This window comes from Lutibacter sp. HS1-25 (assembly GCF_004121075.1).
Classification (GTDB): domain Bacteria; phylum Bacteroidota; class Bacteroidia; order Flavobacteriales; family Flavobacteriaceae; genus Lutibacter.
Window position 1 is genome coordinate 1 of the sequence record NZ_RHLN01000017.1, and the last position, 18035, is coordinate 18035.

Below are 18035 nucleotides of genomic sequence, written 5' to 3' on the forward strand. Positions count from 1 at the left end.
AAAGCAGCAAACTCGGTGGTCATCCGTGTTCCCTGTGCTACTAAGTTCCAATCTCTTTGAATAACTTCCTTGGTTGTTTTATCCAGCCATCTACGTCGTTTTATGTGTAGATAAACCGTGTTTCCACGTAATGGAAAATCTTGGATTGTTACTTCTTTGTGAAAACCGTGCGCTATTAGAACTTTGGAAACCTGCTCTTTTGGAGGTATATTTCGCTCTTCAAAATAAAGATGCATTACTTCACCGTTTTTGGTGTTCTTTACCAGATAGAAGTGGTTGATTAAAAACTCAGGGAGTATGAGTTTTAGTAAGTCTAGATAATTGTCCAAAATTTATTTTTTAAACAAAAATCATAATTTTAATTCAATTCACACACAACTTTTGAGAATGATCCCATTGAATGATTACCCATTTTGGAAATCTTATTACAAAAGTTTTTCAATAATAATTGGATATTCTATATTTTAACAACAATTTATACTTGATAGCGTTGTATATATCAAACATCAAGGTTTACGGACAATACCCTAAAGTACTTAGGATTAGGTTTTATAGAATATCAGAGATATCAATAATGAAATGATGTTATAGGATATAAATATGAATCACCATGATAGTTACTTTAAATTAAAAATAATCAACCATTTAAGAGCTAAATCCATTTTATGTAAAATATTTTATGCTGATTTATTTTTTCGTTTACCCGTTAAATAACCCAAATAAAAAGGCAATCCAAGAACAACAATAAATAACAATATAAAGTAAATTATTAATTTCTTAAGCATATTTCCCAGGCCTTCAAAAGCTTTCTCAATTCCGGTTTCAACCAAGGTATCGGCTTTGGCTGTTAATGCAATCCGTTCTCTCATAATTATTGAGTCTAAAACCACTCTTTCTCGCAATAATATGGTATCTACGGATGCCACATCTGAAGATAAACTTTGCATAGCCAAGCCAATCTCATTGTTAAGACTACTAAAAAGTGGACCAATATTTTTTCTAAATTCTTTAATAGCGTCCTCAATAGTCTCTGGAGAATTTTCTGCTATTGTAATCAATCTGTCAAATTGTTTTTCAAATTCTGCCAATTTAGCTTCAAATGCAATGGAGTCTAATCCTTTTTCCTTTAAAATCATTTCAGCCTTCCAATTAAATCTTTTACCTGAAGCGTCAGAATAGTAACCAATGCGATTGCTAGCATCTGCGACCACTTCAGACAAGGTTCCTACAGTTTGAACAGCAATACTGTCGGGAATATTTTTAAATTTCAAATAAGGTTCTCTAATTGATTGATGCTTAAAATCTTTTTCTTTTAATAAGGGTGTATCTTCTGCATACTGCTCTACAAAATCTTTGATTTTTTCATATTCGCCCTTTGGCATTATATTTAAAGCTATATTTTGTATGTCATCAATATTTTTTGATATTGCGTCGAGTGCAATTGCTTTATGTTGCCCAAAAACACCATCTTCTTCAAATTTTTCAATTGAATTTCTAACTTCTAAAAAATAAGACCAAGTATCCATTAAAGCCACTTTTGGTTCGGTTTGAAAACTAACTTTACCCAATTCTTCTGAAGTTTGAATTTTCCAATGAAGTGTATTTATCTGAATATTTTTGTTATCTATTGATAAATTTGAAATACTATCTGCAGCTAACTCTACCCTATCCATTGCTGTTCGTGCAAAATTTTGAGTTAACAACCTGGTATTTAACTCTCTAATACCCAAAGGTTTTTGTTCGTTTTCTATTTTTACTAGTGAACATGATGAAACTAATAATATAATAATAGTTAATAAAGTATAGTAGAAAGTGTTTTTTACAGAAATCATAATTTACCTCAAGTATTTGTTAGTTTTTTTTACTATAAATGGTTTGATTATAAAAATAAGCATCCAAAAAATAAGAACCTATATTTTTATTAATATTTTTTGAATTTGAAAAAAATTGAATTCAAAATTATTAATAAACCATTAAATAAAGATTTTCACTTCCATAGTTTAATTAAACACCTAATCAATTGTAAGGTTAAAATTACATCTAAATATTAATTTTTTAATTGAATTTAGAATGATTCTTAACTTAAAAATCATTAACTTTAAGAATTAAGTTTTTTTTAATTTACCACTTCTTTACCCCAACCCCTTTCGAGAATTTAAAAATTAAAAAATGGATTTTAAACCTACATATCAAAAACTAAAAAAGAATATAAAATATTCTACTAAAAAAGATGAAGAAAAATTCAAACAACTCATAAAAAATTCATTTGATATGATTGTACTTTTGGATTCAAACGGAATTCAACATTATGTTAGTGAGTCTAGTGAAAGAATTTTGGGTTATAAACCAGAAGAACTAGTGAATATTTCTGTAATAGAAAAAATGATTCATCCTGAAGATCAAGAAAAAACACGAGCAGGATTTATTGATATTTTAGAAAATGGTAAAAATGGAGGTACACAATACAGACACAGGCATAAAAATGGTGGTTGGGTATATTTGGAAGCCTTTGGCTCTAACCAAATAAAAAACCCTTTAATAAAATCACTAATACTTAATTTACGTGATATTACCGATCACAAAAAAGCAGAAGAAGAATTAAATAAAAGTAAGACACTTTTAATGGAAGCTAATGCTACCAAAGACCGTTTTTTCTCTATTATAGCTCACGATTTAAAAAGTCCATTTAATAGTATTTTAGGATTTAGTGAAATACTTGTAAATCGTATAAAAAATAAAGACTATTACGACATTGAAAATTATGCTCAAATAATTAATGATTCATCGCACAGAGCAATGAATTTGCTTACAAATTTGCTGGAATGGTCTCGTTCACAAACAGGAAAAATAAAATTTAATCCCGAACATTTTAATTTTACGGATACTGTTAACGAAGTTGTTGAATTATCAAATGATTCAGCCCTGCTAAAATCTATCACAATTTCAAAAAAAATACCCAAAAATACTTATGTTTTTGCAGATCAATCTATGATAAAAACTATTTTAAGAAACTTAATTTCAAATGCAATAAAATATACCAATCAAGGCGGTGAAATTATAATTAGTCTCAATCAAAATCAAAAAGAGTTTGTTGTTAGTGTGTCTGATAATGGTGTTGGAATAAAAAAGGAAAAAATAGAAATTCTATTTAGAATAGACTCTAATTACTCTTCATTAGGTACAAATAATGAAACAGGAACCGGATTGGGTTTATTGCTTTGTAAAGAATTTATCGAATTTCATGACGGTAAAATCTGGGCTAAAAGTAAATTAGGAGAAGGTTGTTGTGTTAAATTTACTATTCCAACTTACAATAAAAATAAACAACCACTCAATTCTGTAAATTAGAATGGTTATAGAAAAAAAAACAATATATTTATAAAGTCAAATATTTACAGTTAACCCCTTAAATTCCATGTTCAAATTCTTAAATTTCAGTTCAAAAAATATCAAAGAGGTTATTTTAGCTATTTCTATTAAATACTTATTAAAATAAATGAATGAAAAATAGCGCTATACATTTATTGATCCTCTTTTTACAATTATCTTTCGGATTATACGCACAAGAGTCTAAACAAGTTTTACTTATCAGTTCCTATAATTCGAGATTTCCAACATACTTTCAACAAATAAATGGCATTAAATCGGTATTAGATACTGCTAAAATTGATGTTGATGTTGAATTTATGGATAGCAAAAGGTTTATTGACATTGAAACACAGGTTTTATTTTACAAGTCTTTAAAAAACAAACTTCAACATAGTAAAAATTATGATGCCATTGTTACCGCCGATGATGATGCATTTAACTTTGCACTAAAATACGAAGATGATTTATTTAAAAATATCCCTATTGTTTTTTTCGGTGTAAACAACATAGACAAAGCACTTGAACAAAACTCCAATCCAAATGTATCAGGAGTTATTGAAGCTGTTTCAATGAAAGAAACTATTGAACTTATGTTAAATCTTTTCCCTGAGACTAAAAATATTTATTGCATAGCTGATAGTACAAGTAGTGGTCAATCTGACTTAAAATTATATCGCCATATTGCAACAAAAATTCCTCAAATTGATTTTAAAGAAATTAATCTCTCTAACCTTACATTTCAACAATTTAAAGAAAATTTAAAAGCAATACCCAATAATGTCCCTGTTTTACTTCTTTCTGCATACCAAGACAAAACGCACCAAACAATTAACTTCAATAATACACTTAATATACTTAATGAAAACCTGAATGCACCACTTTTTCATTTGTGGGAACACGGAATGGGTAACGGTCTTTTTGGTGGAAAATTAATTTCTCATAACCAACAAGGTAAAGAAGCAGCTACAATGGTATATCAAATATTATCTGGCAAATCTATATCTGATATCAAAGTTATGGATAAGAGTCCTAATGTTTTTAAGTTTGACTTCAACCAGTTAGAAAAATACAAAATAGCAGCAAACAAATTACCTGCCAATTCAATAATAATCAACCAACCAGTTACATTTTTACAAAAATACAAACGCCTTCTATTTGTTATTCTTGCCATTTTATGTACGCTTGTTTTTTTAATCTTTATACTATCCATAAATATTCTCAAAAGGAAAAAAATTGAGAATCAACTTAAAACTCAAAATTTAAGTTTTTTAAAATTAAACAACGAATTGTTAATTGCAAAGGATAAAGCCGAAGAATCTAGTAAATTAAAAACCGAATTTCTTCACAATATGTCTCATGAAATCCGCACTCCAATGAACGGTATTATTGGTTTTTCTGAAATGCTAAATAATGAAGATATTGATAGTGAAGAAAAAAAGAAATTTACGGCAATTATTATTAAAAGTAGCTATCAACTTTTAAATATTATCAATGATATTTTAGAAATTTCTCGCTTAGAAACCCGCCAAGTTAGTGTCAATTTTGAAACATTTTGTTTAAACTCATTTTTGGAAGACATTCATATGCTCTATACCCCTAGAATGAAAGAAAAAGGGCTTTCCTTTAATCTAAAAACAGAATTTGAAAATGAAAAATCTTTTATAACTACAGATAAAGCAAAAGTAAATAGGATATTAGGCAACCTAATTGAAAATGCACTTAAATTTACCAAAAAGGGATTTATTGAATTTGGTTATTTTATTAAAAATAATCAGGTGATTCTTTTTGTTAAAGATTCAGGTATAGGCATTTCTCCAGAAAATATCAACAGCATATTCGACAGATTTGCACAAGAAGAAAAAGAATTATCTCAAAAATTTGGTGGCCTTGGGCTTGGATTACCTATTTCAAAAGAAAACGCCCAAATATTAAATGGTTATATTACTGTTGAATCTAAAAAAAATATTGGCTCAACATTTTACCTTACTATCCCCTATATCGCTAATAAAATTTCAGAAGCAGCTGTAGCACAAGCACCTAGTATTTCAAAAATTGAAAACAATACAAATACCACCATTCTTATTGCTGAAGATGAAGAAATAAACTTTTTATACGTAGAAGCATTGATAAAAAACAACTACAATTCTACAATCAATTTATTACATGCCTACAACGGAAAAGAAGCTGTAAATGCTTGCAATAAAAACCCTTTAATAGACCTTGTTCTTATGGATATTAAAATGCCTGTATTAAATGGATTTGAAGCAACAAAAGAAATAAAATCAGATTTTCCTAAATTACCAATAATTGCTTTTACTGCTTATTCTACGGAATCAGACAAGCAATTTGCTTTTAAAAATGGTTGCGATGACTTTATTTCAAAACCTATTAACAAAACAGAATTATTTGAATTATTAGACAAATACTTGATTCAATAAATACGAATCATAATATCAATTTATTACACCAATTAATAACATAATTTCAAATTAAATTTCAAAATTATCAATCATATTTTCAAAAAGCAATCCACCTTTATACATTCCTTTTAAAACAGGACGTATTTCTTTACCCAAAGCTGTTAAGCTATATTCTACTCTTGGCGGAACTTCTGGAAATACAGTCCTTACAATCAAATCATCCTCTTCTAATTCTTTAAGTTGTTTGGTCATCATACGCTCACTTATATCAGGCATCAATCTCACCAACTCACTATATCTTTTATTTCCTTGAAAAAGATGTAAAATAATGGTACCTTTTCTTTTTCCTTTAATAGCATTTATAAAAGTATCAATAGGACAATAACTTTTTTTCATATTTTTTTTTGTTCATACACCTAATAAAAGCACAAAACAGCACAAAATGTTCGTACCTGCATAATTTGTAAGCCCTTGTATAATAGGTTATTTTGTTCGAAATTTGCTGTAAAAATAGTCAAATCATATAAAATATCAACTATGAATATGCAATCAACATTTAAAGCTTTTCGCGTAGAAGAAAAAGAAGGAAGTTTTATTACTTCAATAAAAGAAATGCCATTTAATACTATTGGTGAGGGAGAATTACTTATCAAAGTACACTATAGCTCATTAAACTACAAAGATGCTTTATCGGCAAGTGGAAATAAAGGTGTAACCAGAAATTACCCACATACACCAGGTATTGATGCGGTAGGAATTGTTACTTCTTGTGAATCTGGCAAATTTAAAGTTGGAGACGAAGTAATTGTTACAAGTTATGATTTAGGAATGAATACTGACGGTGGTTTTGGACAATACATAAAAGTTCCTGAAGATTGGGCTGTTAAATTACCTAAAAACCTTTCAATGAAAGAAGCAATGGTAATTGGAACGGCAGGTTTAACTGCGGGTATGTCTGTATTAAGGCTAACTGAAACTGTTAAACCTGAAGATGGTGAAATTATTGTTTCTGGAGCTACTGGTGGTGTTGGGTCTTTAAGTGTCGCTATTTTAAAAAAACTAGGCTATAAAATAACAGCAATATCTGGTAAAGAAACTGCTAAGGATTATTTAACAGCACTTGGAGCCAACAACATTATTATGCGAAAAGATTTTGAAGAAATGCCAAACAAACCACTTTTAAAACCAATTTTTGCAGGTGCTATTGACACCGTTGGTGGTGTTATTCTTGAAAATATTATTAAATCTACCCTACCAATGGGTACCGTAACTTGTTGCGGTAACGTTGCCTCTCCAAAACTTGATTTAACGGTATTTCCTTTTATTTTAAGAGGTGTTACTTTAATAGGTATCGACTCTCAAAATTACCCAATGAGCTATAGAGAAAAAGTGTGGAATAAATTATCAAACGAATGGAAAATAGCCAATTTATCAGATAATTGTACTGAAATAACATTAAATGAATTAGATGAAAAAGTTGATTTAATGCTTAAAGGAAAACTAAAAGGAAGAACCGTATTAAAAATGGATCTTTAAATTATAATATCCAACATTCCAAAATAAAGCGCTTTAAATAATTTTTTTTTGAAATTATTTTAGCCAATATTAAAGAAAACACACCAAAGCACATAACAATACTATTTTGCAAAAATTTGCTATTTTTTCACTATATTTAACTTAAGTTTTAAGTATTAATTAGTATAATTGCAAATGCTAAAAAAAATATTATTTATTGTTTTTGTGTGTTTTTCTTTGAAAGGGTTTTCACAAGAACCTAAGGAGATTGATACCACTAAAATTAAATTTACAGCGCCTATTTTATTAAAAGGTCAGGTAATTGATAATTTAACTAAAGAACCTTTAAAAGGCACTAATCTATTCAATTTAAATTCGGTAATTGGTAGTGTTGCTGATGATGAAGGTAATTTTTACATTTCAACAAAACCAAACGATACTATTTACGTTTCCTATGTTGGTTACCAATCTATCAAACTAAAAATTACCAACGATTTATTAAAAGGAAATGAATTGGTAATTGAATTGCATGAAAAAACCGAACAATTTAACGAGATCGTTGTAAAATCCCATAAATTAGTGGGTGTTTTGGTTATTGATGCCAAAAATATGCCTGTTGATAAATATTCTAGAATTCATATAAATGGGGTTTCTCAAACTTATGAAGTAGGTTCTATAAGCCGAAAAGGCTACAACTCTAGCGTAGATGCTATGTTTCAACCTTTAAACTTAATGTATGATAAGTTTGGTAAGGATCCTAAACAGTTGAAAAAAATCAAAAAACTTAGAGACGACGATAGTTTGCGTCAAATGTTAGAAACAAAATTTAACAGAGAGTTAATGATGGAATATTTAGACATTGATTCTCAGGAATTAAATGATTTACTTAATGAGTGTAATTATTCTGATTATTTTATAAAACAAGCAAGTGATTTACAATTAATTGAAGCTGTTTTACTGTGTTATGAAAACTACAAAGCCATAAAAAAAGGCAGCACAATTAGAGAAACACCAACTACAAAAGAAACTGCTAAATAAAATTAAACAAATTGCTTTGTACTAAAATTAGTTAGCAAATTATTTAAAAAAGCATCAAAAAAGTTTTATAAAATTTCTTTTATAAAACTTTTTTTTTGCCTAAAAAATGGCAAAAAGCACTATAAAAACACAGGCAAAACAAATTTAAAATACAATTGTTTAAAACTCATTAATAAGTGTTTTAATTCTATACAAACTAAATTATCTATTTCTAATAATTTGGTTAAATTTGCGCTTTCTAACATTTCACTAAAAAATCATCATATGATTCATTTCTTTGGAAACAAAAACAGCAAAATTTATGCTGTGCAAACATCAAAAGAACTTTCGCAAGAAAATACTCAAAAACTAATTTGGCTTTTTGGTAATCAACCTAAAATTGAATCGACTACTGTTGATGCTTATTTTATTGGTCCACGTGCAGCTATGATTACTCCTTGGAGTACAAATGCTGTTGAAATTACCCAAAATATGGCCATTGAAGGCATTATTAGAATAGAAGAATTTAATGCTTCAAACGAAAAGGAAAGCTATGATCATATGCTTTTTCAAAAATACACTTCATTAAATCAGGATATTTTTGATATTCATATCAATCCAGTTTCAATTATAGAAATTGAAGATATTGCTGCTTATAACCAGCAAGAAGGATTGAGTTTAAATGATGAAGAAGTTAAATATTTAAATGATTTAAGTACTAAAATTGGAAGAAAATTAACCGATTCTGAAGTATTTGGTTTCTCACAAGTCAATTCTGAACATTGTCGCCACAAAATTTTCAACGGTACATTTGTTATTGATGGTGAAGAAATGCCAACATCATTATTCAAATTAATTAGAAAAACTTCTGAAACAAATCCAAATAGCATTGTTTCTGCTTATAAAGACAACGTTGCCTTTGTTGAAGGTCCTGTAGTAGAACAATTTGCGCCAAAATCGGCTGACAAACCAGACTTTTATGAGAAAAAAGATTTTAAATCTGTTATTTCATTAAAAGCTGAAACACATAACTTCCCAACAACTGTAGAGCCTTTTAATGGTGCTGCAACAGGTTCTGGTGGAGAAATTAGAGATCGTTTAGCTGGTGGAAAAGGTTCTTTACCTTTAGCTGGTACTGCTGTTTATATGACTTCTTATTCTCGTTTAAACCAAGAAAGACCTTGGGAAAATGGTATGCAAGAGCGCGAATGGTTGTACCAAACACCTATGGATATTTTGATAAAAGCATCTAATGGAGCTTCAGATTTTGGAAATAAATTTGGACAACCATTAATTACGGGTTCTGTTTTAACTTTTGAACACAAAGAAAAAGCCAGAAATTTAGGTTACGATAAAGTAATTATGCAAGCCGGTGGAATTGGTTACGGAAAAGCTGATCAAGCGCTAAAAGACAAACCAAATGCTGGAGATAAAATTGTTATTTTAGGTGGAGATAACTACAGAATTGGTATGGGTGGTGCTGCTGTATCGTCTGCAGATACTGGAGAATTTGCAAGTGGTATAGAACTAAATGCTGTTCAACGTTCAAATCCTGAAATGCAAAAAAGAGCAGCCAATGCCATTCGTGGTATGGTTGAAAGTGATAAAAATTCTATTGTTTCTATTCACGATCACGGAGCTGGTGGACATTTAAACTGTTTGTCGGAATTGGTTGAAGAAACTGGTGGATTGATAGATTTAGATAAATTACCTGTAGGTGACCCTACCCTTTCTGCAAAAGAAATTATTGGTAACGAATCTCAAGAACGTATGGGATTGGTTATTGGAAAAGATGATGCAGATTATTTACATAGAATTGCAGACCGCGAACGCGCTCCTTATTATGAAGTTGGAGATGTAACCAATAACAACCGTTTTACATTTGAATCTAAAACTACTGGTGAAAAACCAATGGATTTAGAAATGACTGATATGTTTGGAAGTTCTCCAAAAACAATTATGAATGACAAATCTGTTACTTATGATTATTCAGATTTGGAGTATTCTATTCAAAAAATTTCAAGCTATTTAGAGCAAGTTTTACAACTAGAAGCTGTTGCTTGTAAAGATTGGTTAACAAACAAAGTAGACCGTTGTGTTGGTGGAAAAGTTGCCAAACAACAATGTGCAGGCCCGTTACAACTACCTTTAAACAATGTTGGTGTTATGGCATTGGATTACAATGGTAAAGAAGGTATTGCAACATCTATTGGTCATTCGCCAGTAGCAGCTTTAATTGATCCTGCTGCAGGAAGTAGAACTGCTATTGCAGAATCTTTATCAAATATTGTTTGGGCGCCTATTAAAGATGGTTTAAAAGGAATTTCTTTATCTGCTAACTGGATGTGGCCTTGTAAAAACGAAGGTGAAGATACACGTTTATACGAAGCAGTAAAAAGTTGTTCAGACTTTGCTATTGAATTGGGAATCAACATTCCAACAGGAAAAGATTCGCTTTCAATGAAGCAAAAATATCCAAATCAAGAAGTTATTGCTCCTGGAACGGTCATTATTTCAGCAGCAGGAAACTGTACTGATGTTAAAAAAGTAATTGAGCCTGTTTTACAAAAAAATGGTGGTGCTATTTATTATATCAATTTATCTCAGGACGCATTTAAATTAGGAGGTTCTTCTTTTGCACAAATCTTAAATAAAATTGGAAACAGTGCGCCTACTATTAAAGATGCAAAATTTTTCAAAAATGCTTTTAATACCATTCAAGAATTAATTGTTGATGAAAGCATTGTTGCTGGTCACGATATTGGTAGCGGTGGTTTAATTACTACTTTATTAGAAATGTGTTTTGCTGATGTTAATTTAGGTGCTAAAATTGATTTTTCAGTTTTTGAAGAAAAAGACATTATCAAATATTTATTTTCAGAAAATATTGGAATTGTTTTCCAAGCCAAAGAAGATGCTATTGTTGAAGCTAAATTAAATGCAAACAATGTTGCGTTCTATAAACTAGGTAATGTAACCAATGAAGCTACTTTAGATTTTGGACCTTGTAAATTAGACATTGCAAAATACCGTGATATTTGGTTCGAAACTTCTTATTTGTTAGACAATAAGCAAACTGCCAATGGTTTGGCTAAAGAGCGTTTTAACAATTATAAAAATCAGCCTTTAACATATACATTCCCAAAACACTTTACGGGTAAATTACCTGTCATTTCGAGCGCAGTCGAGAAACCAAAAGCAGCTATTATTCGCGAAAAAGGATCAAATTCTGAGCGTGAAATGGCAAATGCGATGTACTTAGCTGGTTTTGACGTAAAAGATGTACATATGACCGATTTAATTAGTGGTCGTGAAACATTGGAAGACATTCAGTTTGTTGGTGCTGTTGGCGGATTTAGTAATTCAGATGTATTAGGTTCAGCAAAAGGATGGGCTGGTGCATTTTTATACAACGAAAAAGCAAATACAGCTTTACAAAACTTCTTCAAAAGAGAAGATACCTTATCTGTAGGTATTTGTAATGGTTGTCAGTTATTTATGGAATTAGAAGAAATTAATCCTGAACATGAAGTTCACGGAAAAATGTTACACAACAATTCTCATAAACACGAAAGCAACTTTACTTCAGTTACTATTCAAGAAAACAACTCTGTAATGCTATCTAGCTTAGCAGGTAGTACATTAGGTGTTTGGATTTCTCATGGAGAAGGTAAATTTAACTTGCCTATGGAAGAAAGTGCTTATCATATTGTGGCTAAATATGGTTACGAAAGTTATCCTGCAAATCCAAATGGATCAGACTATAACACAGCTATGATGTGTTCTAAAGACGGTCGTCATTTGGTGATGATGCCACATATTGAACGTTCTATTTTTCAATGGAACTGGGCAAATTATCCTGCTGGAAGAAAAGATGAAGTTTCTCCTTGGGCAGAAGCTTTTGTAAATGCTAAAAATTGGCTAACAAAAAAATAATATTTATTAAATAGATTTTATAAAAAAGGTTTTACTTTGTAGTAAAGCCTTTTTTTTTGTGCAATGTTATCATAAGCTAAAAAACATTTGTACAGGATTAAGGAAAGCTATACCCCATTATTATGTTAAAAAAAGCAACCCTACTCCTACTTATCATATCTTTTCATCATTTAAATGCACAAATTAAATTAACCAACAATATTGGAGAAACCCTAATAGAAACAGGAATGCCTGGTTGTGTAGAAGATGAAAGTTGGTCTAAAGTTTTTAAACTTTCAGATTTTGGTATAACAACTAGTGAACAATTTATTATTCACTCAGGACAAGTTGGAATTAGTAAATCAGATAATGCAGCCTATGTGGGGATTAATATTTTTAATATTGATTCAGATTTCCCTAATTCAAAACCTGTTCTTTTAGGTAGTGGAGGCTATATGTTATTACCTCAAATAGATACTCCTCAAATTATTGAAATTAAACTGAGTACACCTATTGTTGTCCCTGCCAATGTTGAAAGAATTTTGGTCGAAGTTGTAAAACAAGTAGATTTTTATAATCCTAATTCAGCTGAAGTAATAATAGCTGGAACAAAAGAAGATACAGATATTTCTTGGTATAAAGGATGTAGAAAATATTATACACATATATCAACTACAGACTTAGACATTCCTATTCCAGATGCAAATTTTTATATAAATATTACAGGAAATAAATTTAATATATCAAATGCTGGTGCCACCACTATTTTAAGTCATAATTATTGTGATAATATAATAAAAACACAACAATACGCTTGTTCTGGAGGAGGGTTAAAGTTTGCCCGAACTTTTGTTTTGAAAGATTTTGGAGTATCAGCAAACGAAGAGTTTGTTATAGATAGAGGACAAGTTGCATTTTCAAGTGTAGGTCAGGACACTAAAATTCAATTCAATATTTATAAAATTGATCCCAACTTCCCTAATTCTTTATCTGATGCTGATTTAATTGGAAGCAGTCAAATTGTTGATATACCATACTTTAGCACACCTGTTATACCTCGAATATTTAATGTCGATTTTGAAACACCAGTAGTCGTTCCGGAAAATATAGAAATGATACTGGTTGAAGTATATAACCTACCTAGACCGGGTTATTCTTCTCTAGCCTTTATTGCAGGAACTGAACAAAGTAGAGGTTTGTCTTGGGTAAAATCTGAAGCTGGAGGTTGCACACCGTTTAGAGAGTATAAATCAACAGAGCAAATGGGGAGCCCAGCAATCAATTATTATATAAAAGCCATTGGTACAAGTAGAGATGTATCCATTCCTTTTAGTATGGACATAACAAATAACTGTTCTGATTTTTTCAAAGGGTTTAGCGTTACAAATCCTTCAGAAGTAGTATCAATAAGTTGGAATTTTGGCGATCCCTTGTCTGGTGTAGAGAATTTTTCTTCAGCTTTAAATCCAAAGCACGATTTTTCATCAAATGGAGCATATACAATATCAGCAAATATAACGAGTACTGATGGAAATGTGTATACGCTAGATGAAACAATTGATGTTTTAGAAGCTCCTTTTGCTTATCAAATAGATGATGTTTATGCCTGTGAAGATAATTTTGCTACAGGTATTTCATCTACTTTTGACACTTCAACTATACACAACTTAATTGTTAATGGTAGAGCTAATATTCTAGTTCATTATTTTGATGGAAATGGAAAAGAATTACCAAGTCCATTGCCAAATTCAATTTCAAACACCATCCCATTTAGTGAAATTATAACCATTCAACTTTCTTACGAAGACAGACCTTGTTGTTATTCTGAAACTTCATTCAATCTTAAAACAAATCCTTTACCAAATCTGAGTGCAGTGCAAGATTTGGTAAATTGTGGTAATGGTACAGACGGGTATGCAACATTTAATCTCACACAATTAAAAAATGACTTACAAGTTAATAGCTCGTATTTAGATGTTAAATTTTATCACGAAGATGGTAATGAAATAACAAATCTTGATGCCGTTATGAATGTTGTTGAAAATGAAGAAGCAATTACAGTAAAAGTTCTGAACCTTGATACCAATTGTGATATAGAAACTACTTTTAAACTTATTGTATCTTCTTTACCAATTGCAAATACTTTAAATGATTTAATTGGCTGTGATGATAACAACGATGGGATTTCAGCATATTTTGATACTTCAACCATTGAAACTTCTGCGTTAGGAAATCAAACAGGAATGGAAGTTAGTTATTTTGATAGTAAGGGAAATCAATTATCAAGCCCATTACCAAATCCGTATACAAACACCATTGCAAATAAAGAAACCATAACTGTAAGAGTTACAAATACACAAACCAGTTGTTATGCTGAGACTAACTTAAATTTAATCACTTCCACAAAACCTAAAATTAACAAACCAACAACATTATATACTTGTGATGAAGGTAACGGAATTGGAAGTTTTGATACATCAACAATAGAAAATCAATTAATAGGAAATCAAACAGGCTTACTTATTTTTTATGTTGATGAAAATGGAAATCAACTACCAAGCCCCTTACCTAGCACTTATAAAAATACAACAAGTTGGTCACAAACTATTAAGGTTAAAGTTGAAAACAAATTAAATTCATTGTGTTATTCCGAAACAAGTTTTGACCTGATTGTAAATGAGTTACCTAAAATTAATTTGGAAAAAGAATATTTTTTATGTGATTTGGAACCTTCATTATATATTACCGAAAATTCAAATTTCGATTCTTGGAAGTGGACTTTTGATGATGGCTCTGTAATTTCAAATTCTTTTGATGCCAATTTAATAAAGGCAGGAACATATCAACTTCAAGTCACAAAAATTAACAATGGCATTTCCTGTGAAAATTCGTTTTCATTTAAGTTGGTTCGCTCTATGTTACCAACAATTAATGAAGTGAAAATTAACGATATTTCAGACGATAATTATATTGAAATAATTACTTCTGGCGATGGTGATTTTGAATACACAATTGATGGTGTTAATTTTCAAGACAATAACAATTTTCATCATTTATCAGGTGGTGTTTATAATGCTCAAGTGCGAGATAAAAACGGTTGTGGCACCGATAATAAAGAAGTTGTACTGGTTGATTATCCGAAGTTTTTAACCCCAAATAATGATGGTTATAATGATTATTGGCATATTAAAGGAGTAAATAAATTTCCTAATGCAAAAATATTTATATTTGATAGGTTTGGCAAACAATTAAAAGAACTTACTAGTAAAGACTTAGGTTGGAATGGTCTTTACAAAGGACAACCACTTCCAAGTTCAGATTATTGGTTTACAGCCAATTTAGGAGATGGCAGAAGTTTTAAGGGACATTTTTCATTGAAACGTTGATAAATAAAATGCAAAAAACTAGAAATAACAAAAACCTTAAACAATATTTAATTAACTTAATTTCAAACAATTAACAACTTTAAAATCCCAAAATTTGAGTATTAAATACAAACTAATTGGTTCATTTTTTAAAGAACAAACAAAAAATGAATGTCATTGTGTATTATTTAAAACCAATACGTACTATAAAAACCTATCTGAAGATCACAAATACACATTTAGAATAAGAACCTTGATATTTTTATGGACTACAAATTTTAATTCGGAACCCGAATTTTCATTAAACAATAGCATGAAAATAATTATATCAAGTGCTTTTGTTCAAATTACATTTGGATTAAAAATAAATACACTCAACACTTTTAATAATATATTTATAACACATAAATCTTACTCTTATAAAAATAACAAGGCTGTTTTTGATGGTGATGTAAATTTGTACACAAAAAAAGTAAATATGTCTTGGCCTGCAATTAAAAAAGGCTTTGAAATATCTGATGATGCAATTAACTTATCTATTCATGAATTTGGACATTGTTTGATTTTTGAAAATGCAGAAAAATCATACTTCTCTAAAATATTTAACCAAAGTGATTTAGAAATTTGGAAAATACATGCCACAGAAAATTTTTATAAAATAAAATCTAAAAAAAATAAAGTTTTAAGAAATTATGCAGGTACAAACCTTATAGAGTTATTTTCAGTTGCACTTGAAGCCTTTTTTGAACAATCTGAATATTTTGAATACAACGAACCTCAATTGTATTTAAGTATGGCTAATTTGTTAAAACAAGATCCTCGTAACAAGTTAAATCCAATTTTTAAATAAAAACTATCATCAAAAAAAAATAGTCTGATAAAAAAACTAAATTCTTTTATCAGACTAAAAATATATGATAAGCAAATGCAATTAACTTATCGTTAGTAAATTATAATTAGCACTTAACTTACTCTACAATCTCCCCATCTTCTAATAATAAAGGATACACATAACCTGCACCAAAATCTTTATCTAAAGTTACCTTTGCTTTAAATGTTACAACATCACCAACTTTTACAGTACTTTTAGTTGTAATTGTCAAATCATTTTTTCCTTCAAAATTGCTTCCATCAACAATATGAACCCAATTTTTATCTAAAATACCATTGTTAACTTTTACCACTTCTCCTTTTACAATTACTACTTTTGTTGAAAATGAAGCTGGATTTGCATACAATTCTCCTACAGAAACACCTCCATTGGCTTTTTCAATTTTGATATCAGTTACATTTGGTTCATTAGCTGTATGATTATCGCCATCTGTATGTACGTGTTCTTTTGGTTTAGCCAATGTTGATTCTGAAGTACTTATTCCTTCAGCAAAAGTAATAAAATCGAAAGTTTTATCTAATTCTTTGCTTGTAAAATCTTTCATAAGCATTCCACCGGCATAATAATAAGTAGCTCCTTTTTCAACCTTTGTTGCAGGAATTGCCATCCAATAATTTTCATTTTCTTCACTTACATTTATATAGGTATAACCTGCTGCATCCATAAATTCATTAACCACAATTTTATGAGTCGCATTTTCAGAAACTACAGGCGCTGTATCCATTTTAGAATACCCTTGCTTGTCTTTACAACCAAAAAATACAAATACACTTGCTACTACTACTAAAAATTTTATTTTATTTCTCATTATATTAAATTTGTTTGATGTAAAAATAGGAATAAACTACTACATATCAACTGATAATAATCACCAATTTATACTTGCTAAATTTTTACTTTTCAGGTATTCATTTACTTTACTAAAATGCTTATTACCAAACCAATAACCTCTATTTGCACTTAAAGGTGAAGGATGACCACTTTCTAACAAGCAATGTTTGGCTTTGTTTATTTTTGCGCCCTTTTTTTTAGCAAAACCACCCCACAACAAAAACACTACATTTTCTTTTTTTTCTGAAATTATTGAAATCACTGCATCGGTAAATTGCTCCCACCCCATTTTTTGATGCGAACCAGCCTCGTGAGCTTTTACCGTAAGGGTCGCATTTAACAACAATACGCCTTGTTTAGCCCAACGTTCTAAATTTCCACTCTCAGGAATTTCAATATTTAGATCTGTTTTAATTTCTTTAAAAATATTGATTAACGAAGGTGGATGCGCAATGCCATCATTTACCGAAAAACACAAACCATGTGCCTGCCCTTCTCCATGATATGGATCTTGACCAATAATAACTACTTTTAAATCGTTAAACTTGCATAAATTAAAGGCTTCAAATATTTGATTTGCATCCGGATAACAAATATGCTTACTATATTCATCCTTTACAAAACTGGTAAGTTCCTTAAAATAAGGCTTTTCAAACTCACTTTTCAACAAATCTTGCCAACTTTCATCAATTTGTACATTCATTATAGGTA

General features: G+C 29.9%; 12 protein-coding genes. 7 read left to right on the forward strand and 5 right to left on the reverse strand.

Annotation, left to right across the window (positions count from 1 at the left end; translation table 11 throughout):
- A partial coding sequence (locus tag EC396_RS07855; RefSeq protein ID WP_240665660.1) for a transposase family protein occupies positions 1–329 on the reverse strand: 329 nt, incomplete at its 3' end.
- A 348-nt stretch (positions 330–677) separates the two neighbouring features.
- Positions 678–1832 carry a hypothetical protein gene (locus EC396_RS07860; protein ID WP_129366161.1) on the reverse strand — a complete coding sequence of 385 codons (1155 nt, stop codon included), beginning with the start codon at positions 1830–1832 and terminating at the stop codon, positions 678–680.
- 337 nt (positions 1833–2169) lie between these two features.
- Here EC396_RS07860 and EC396_RS07865 point away from each other — a divergent pair, with 337 nt between their 5' ends.
- Both EC396_RS07865 and EC396_RS07870 read left to right on the forward strand, forming a co-directional pair.
- Positions 2170–3348 carry a PAS domain-containing sensor histidine kinase gene (locus EC396_RS07865; protein WP_129366162.1) on the forward strand — a complete coding sequence of 393 codons (1179 nt, stop codon included), beginning with the start codon at positions 2170–2172 and terminating at the stop codon, positions 3346–3348.
- A gap of 152 nt (positions 3349–3500) precedes the next feature.
- Positions 3501–5807: an ABC transporter substrate binding protein gene (locus tag EC396_RS07870; protein WP_129366163.1), complete on the forward strand. Its 2307-nt coding sequence runs from the start codon at positions 3501–3503 to the stop codon at positions 5805–5807.
- Positions 5808–5858: 51 nt separating this feature from the next.
- Here EC396_RS07870 and EC396_RS07875 read toward each other — a convergent pair whose 3' ends face one another.
- Complete coding sequence (locus EC396_RS07875) at positions 5859–6185, reverse strand: helix-turn-helix domain-containing protein (protein WP_129366164.1); 327 nt, start codon at positions 6183–6185, stop codon at positions 5859–5861.
- 141 nt (positions 6186–6326) lie between these two features.
- Between EC396_RS07875 and EC396_RS07880 the strand changes: the two genes are divergently transcribed.
- From EC396_RS07880 to EC396_RS07900, 5 genes are all read left to right on the forward strand, one after another.
- The gene (locus tag EC396_RS07880; RefSeq protein WP_129366165.1) at positions 6327–7325 is read left to right on the forward strand and encodes a YhdH/YhfP family quinone oxidoreductase; all 999 of its coding nucleotides are present in this window, start codon (positions 6327–6329) and stop codon (positions 7323–7325) included.
- Between the two features lie 174 nt (positions 7326–7499).
- Positions 7500–8342, forward strand: a complete 843-nt coding sequence (locus tag EC396_RS07885; protein WP_129366166.1) for a carboxypeptidase-like regulatory domain-containing protein — start codon at positions 7500–7502, stop codon at positions 8340–8342.
- Between the two features lie 264 nt (positions 8343–8606).
- Positions 8607–12257 (forward strand): phosphoribosylformylglycinamidine synthase, encoded by a 3651-nt coding sequence (purL, locus tag EC396_RS07890; RefSeq protein ID WP_129366167.1) that lies wholly within the window; start codon positions 8607–8609, stop codon positions 12255–12257.
- A 122-nt stretch (positions 12258–12379) separates the two neighbouring features.
- A complete protein-coding gene (locus tag EC396_RS07895) occupies positions 12380–15622 on the forward strand; it encodes a T9SS type B sorting domain-containing protein (RefSeq protein WP_129366168.1) in 3243 nt (1080 codons plus the stop codon).
- 94 nt (positions 15623–15716) lie between these two features.
- Complete coding sequence (locus EC396_RS07900; RefSeq protein WP_240665661.1) at positions 15717–16451, forward strand: zinc-dependent peptidase; 735 nt, start codon at positions 15717–15719, stop codon at positions 16449–16451.
- 118 nt (positions 16452–16569) lie between these two features.
- On the opposite strand, the gene EC396_RS07905 is transcribed toward EC396_RS07900, so the two are convergent.
- Positions 16570–17301 (reverse strand): DNA-binding protein, encoded by a 732-nt coding sequence (locus tag EC396_RS07905; RefSeq protein WP_129366169.1) that lies wholly within the window; start codon positions 17299–17301, stop codon positions 16570–16572.
- 60 nt (positions 17302–17361) lie between these two features.
- Positions 17362–18027 (reverse strand): uracil-DNA glycosylase, encoded by a 666-nt coding sequence (locus tag EC396_RS07910; protein WP_129366170.1) that lies wholly within the window; start codon positions 18025–18027, stop codon positions 17362–17364.
- Positions 18028–18035: the final 8 nt, after the last annotated feature.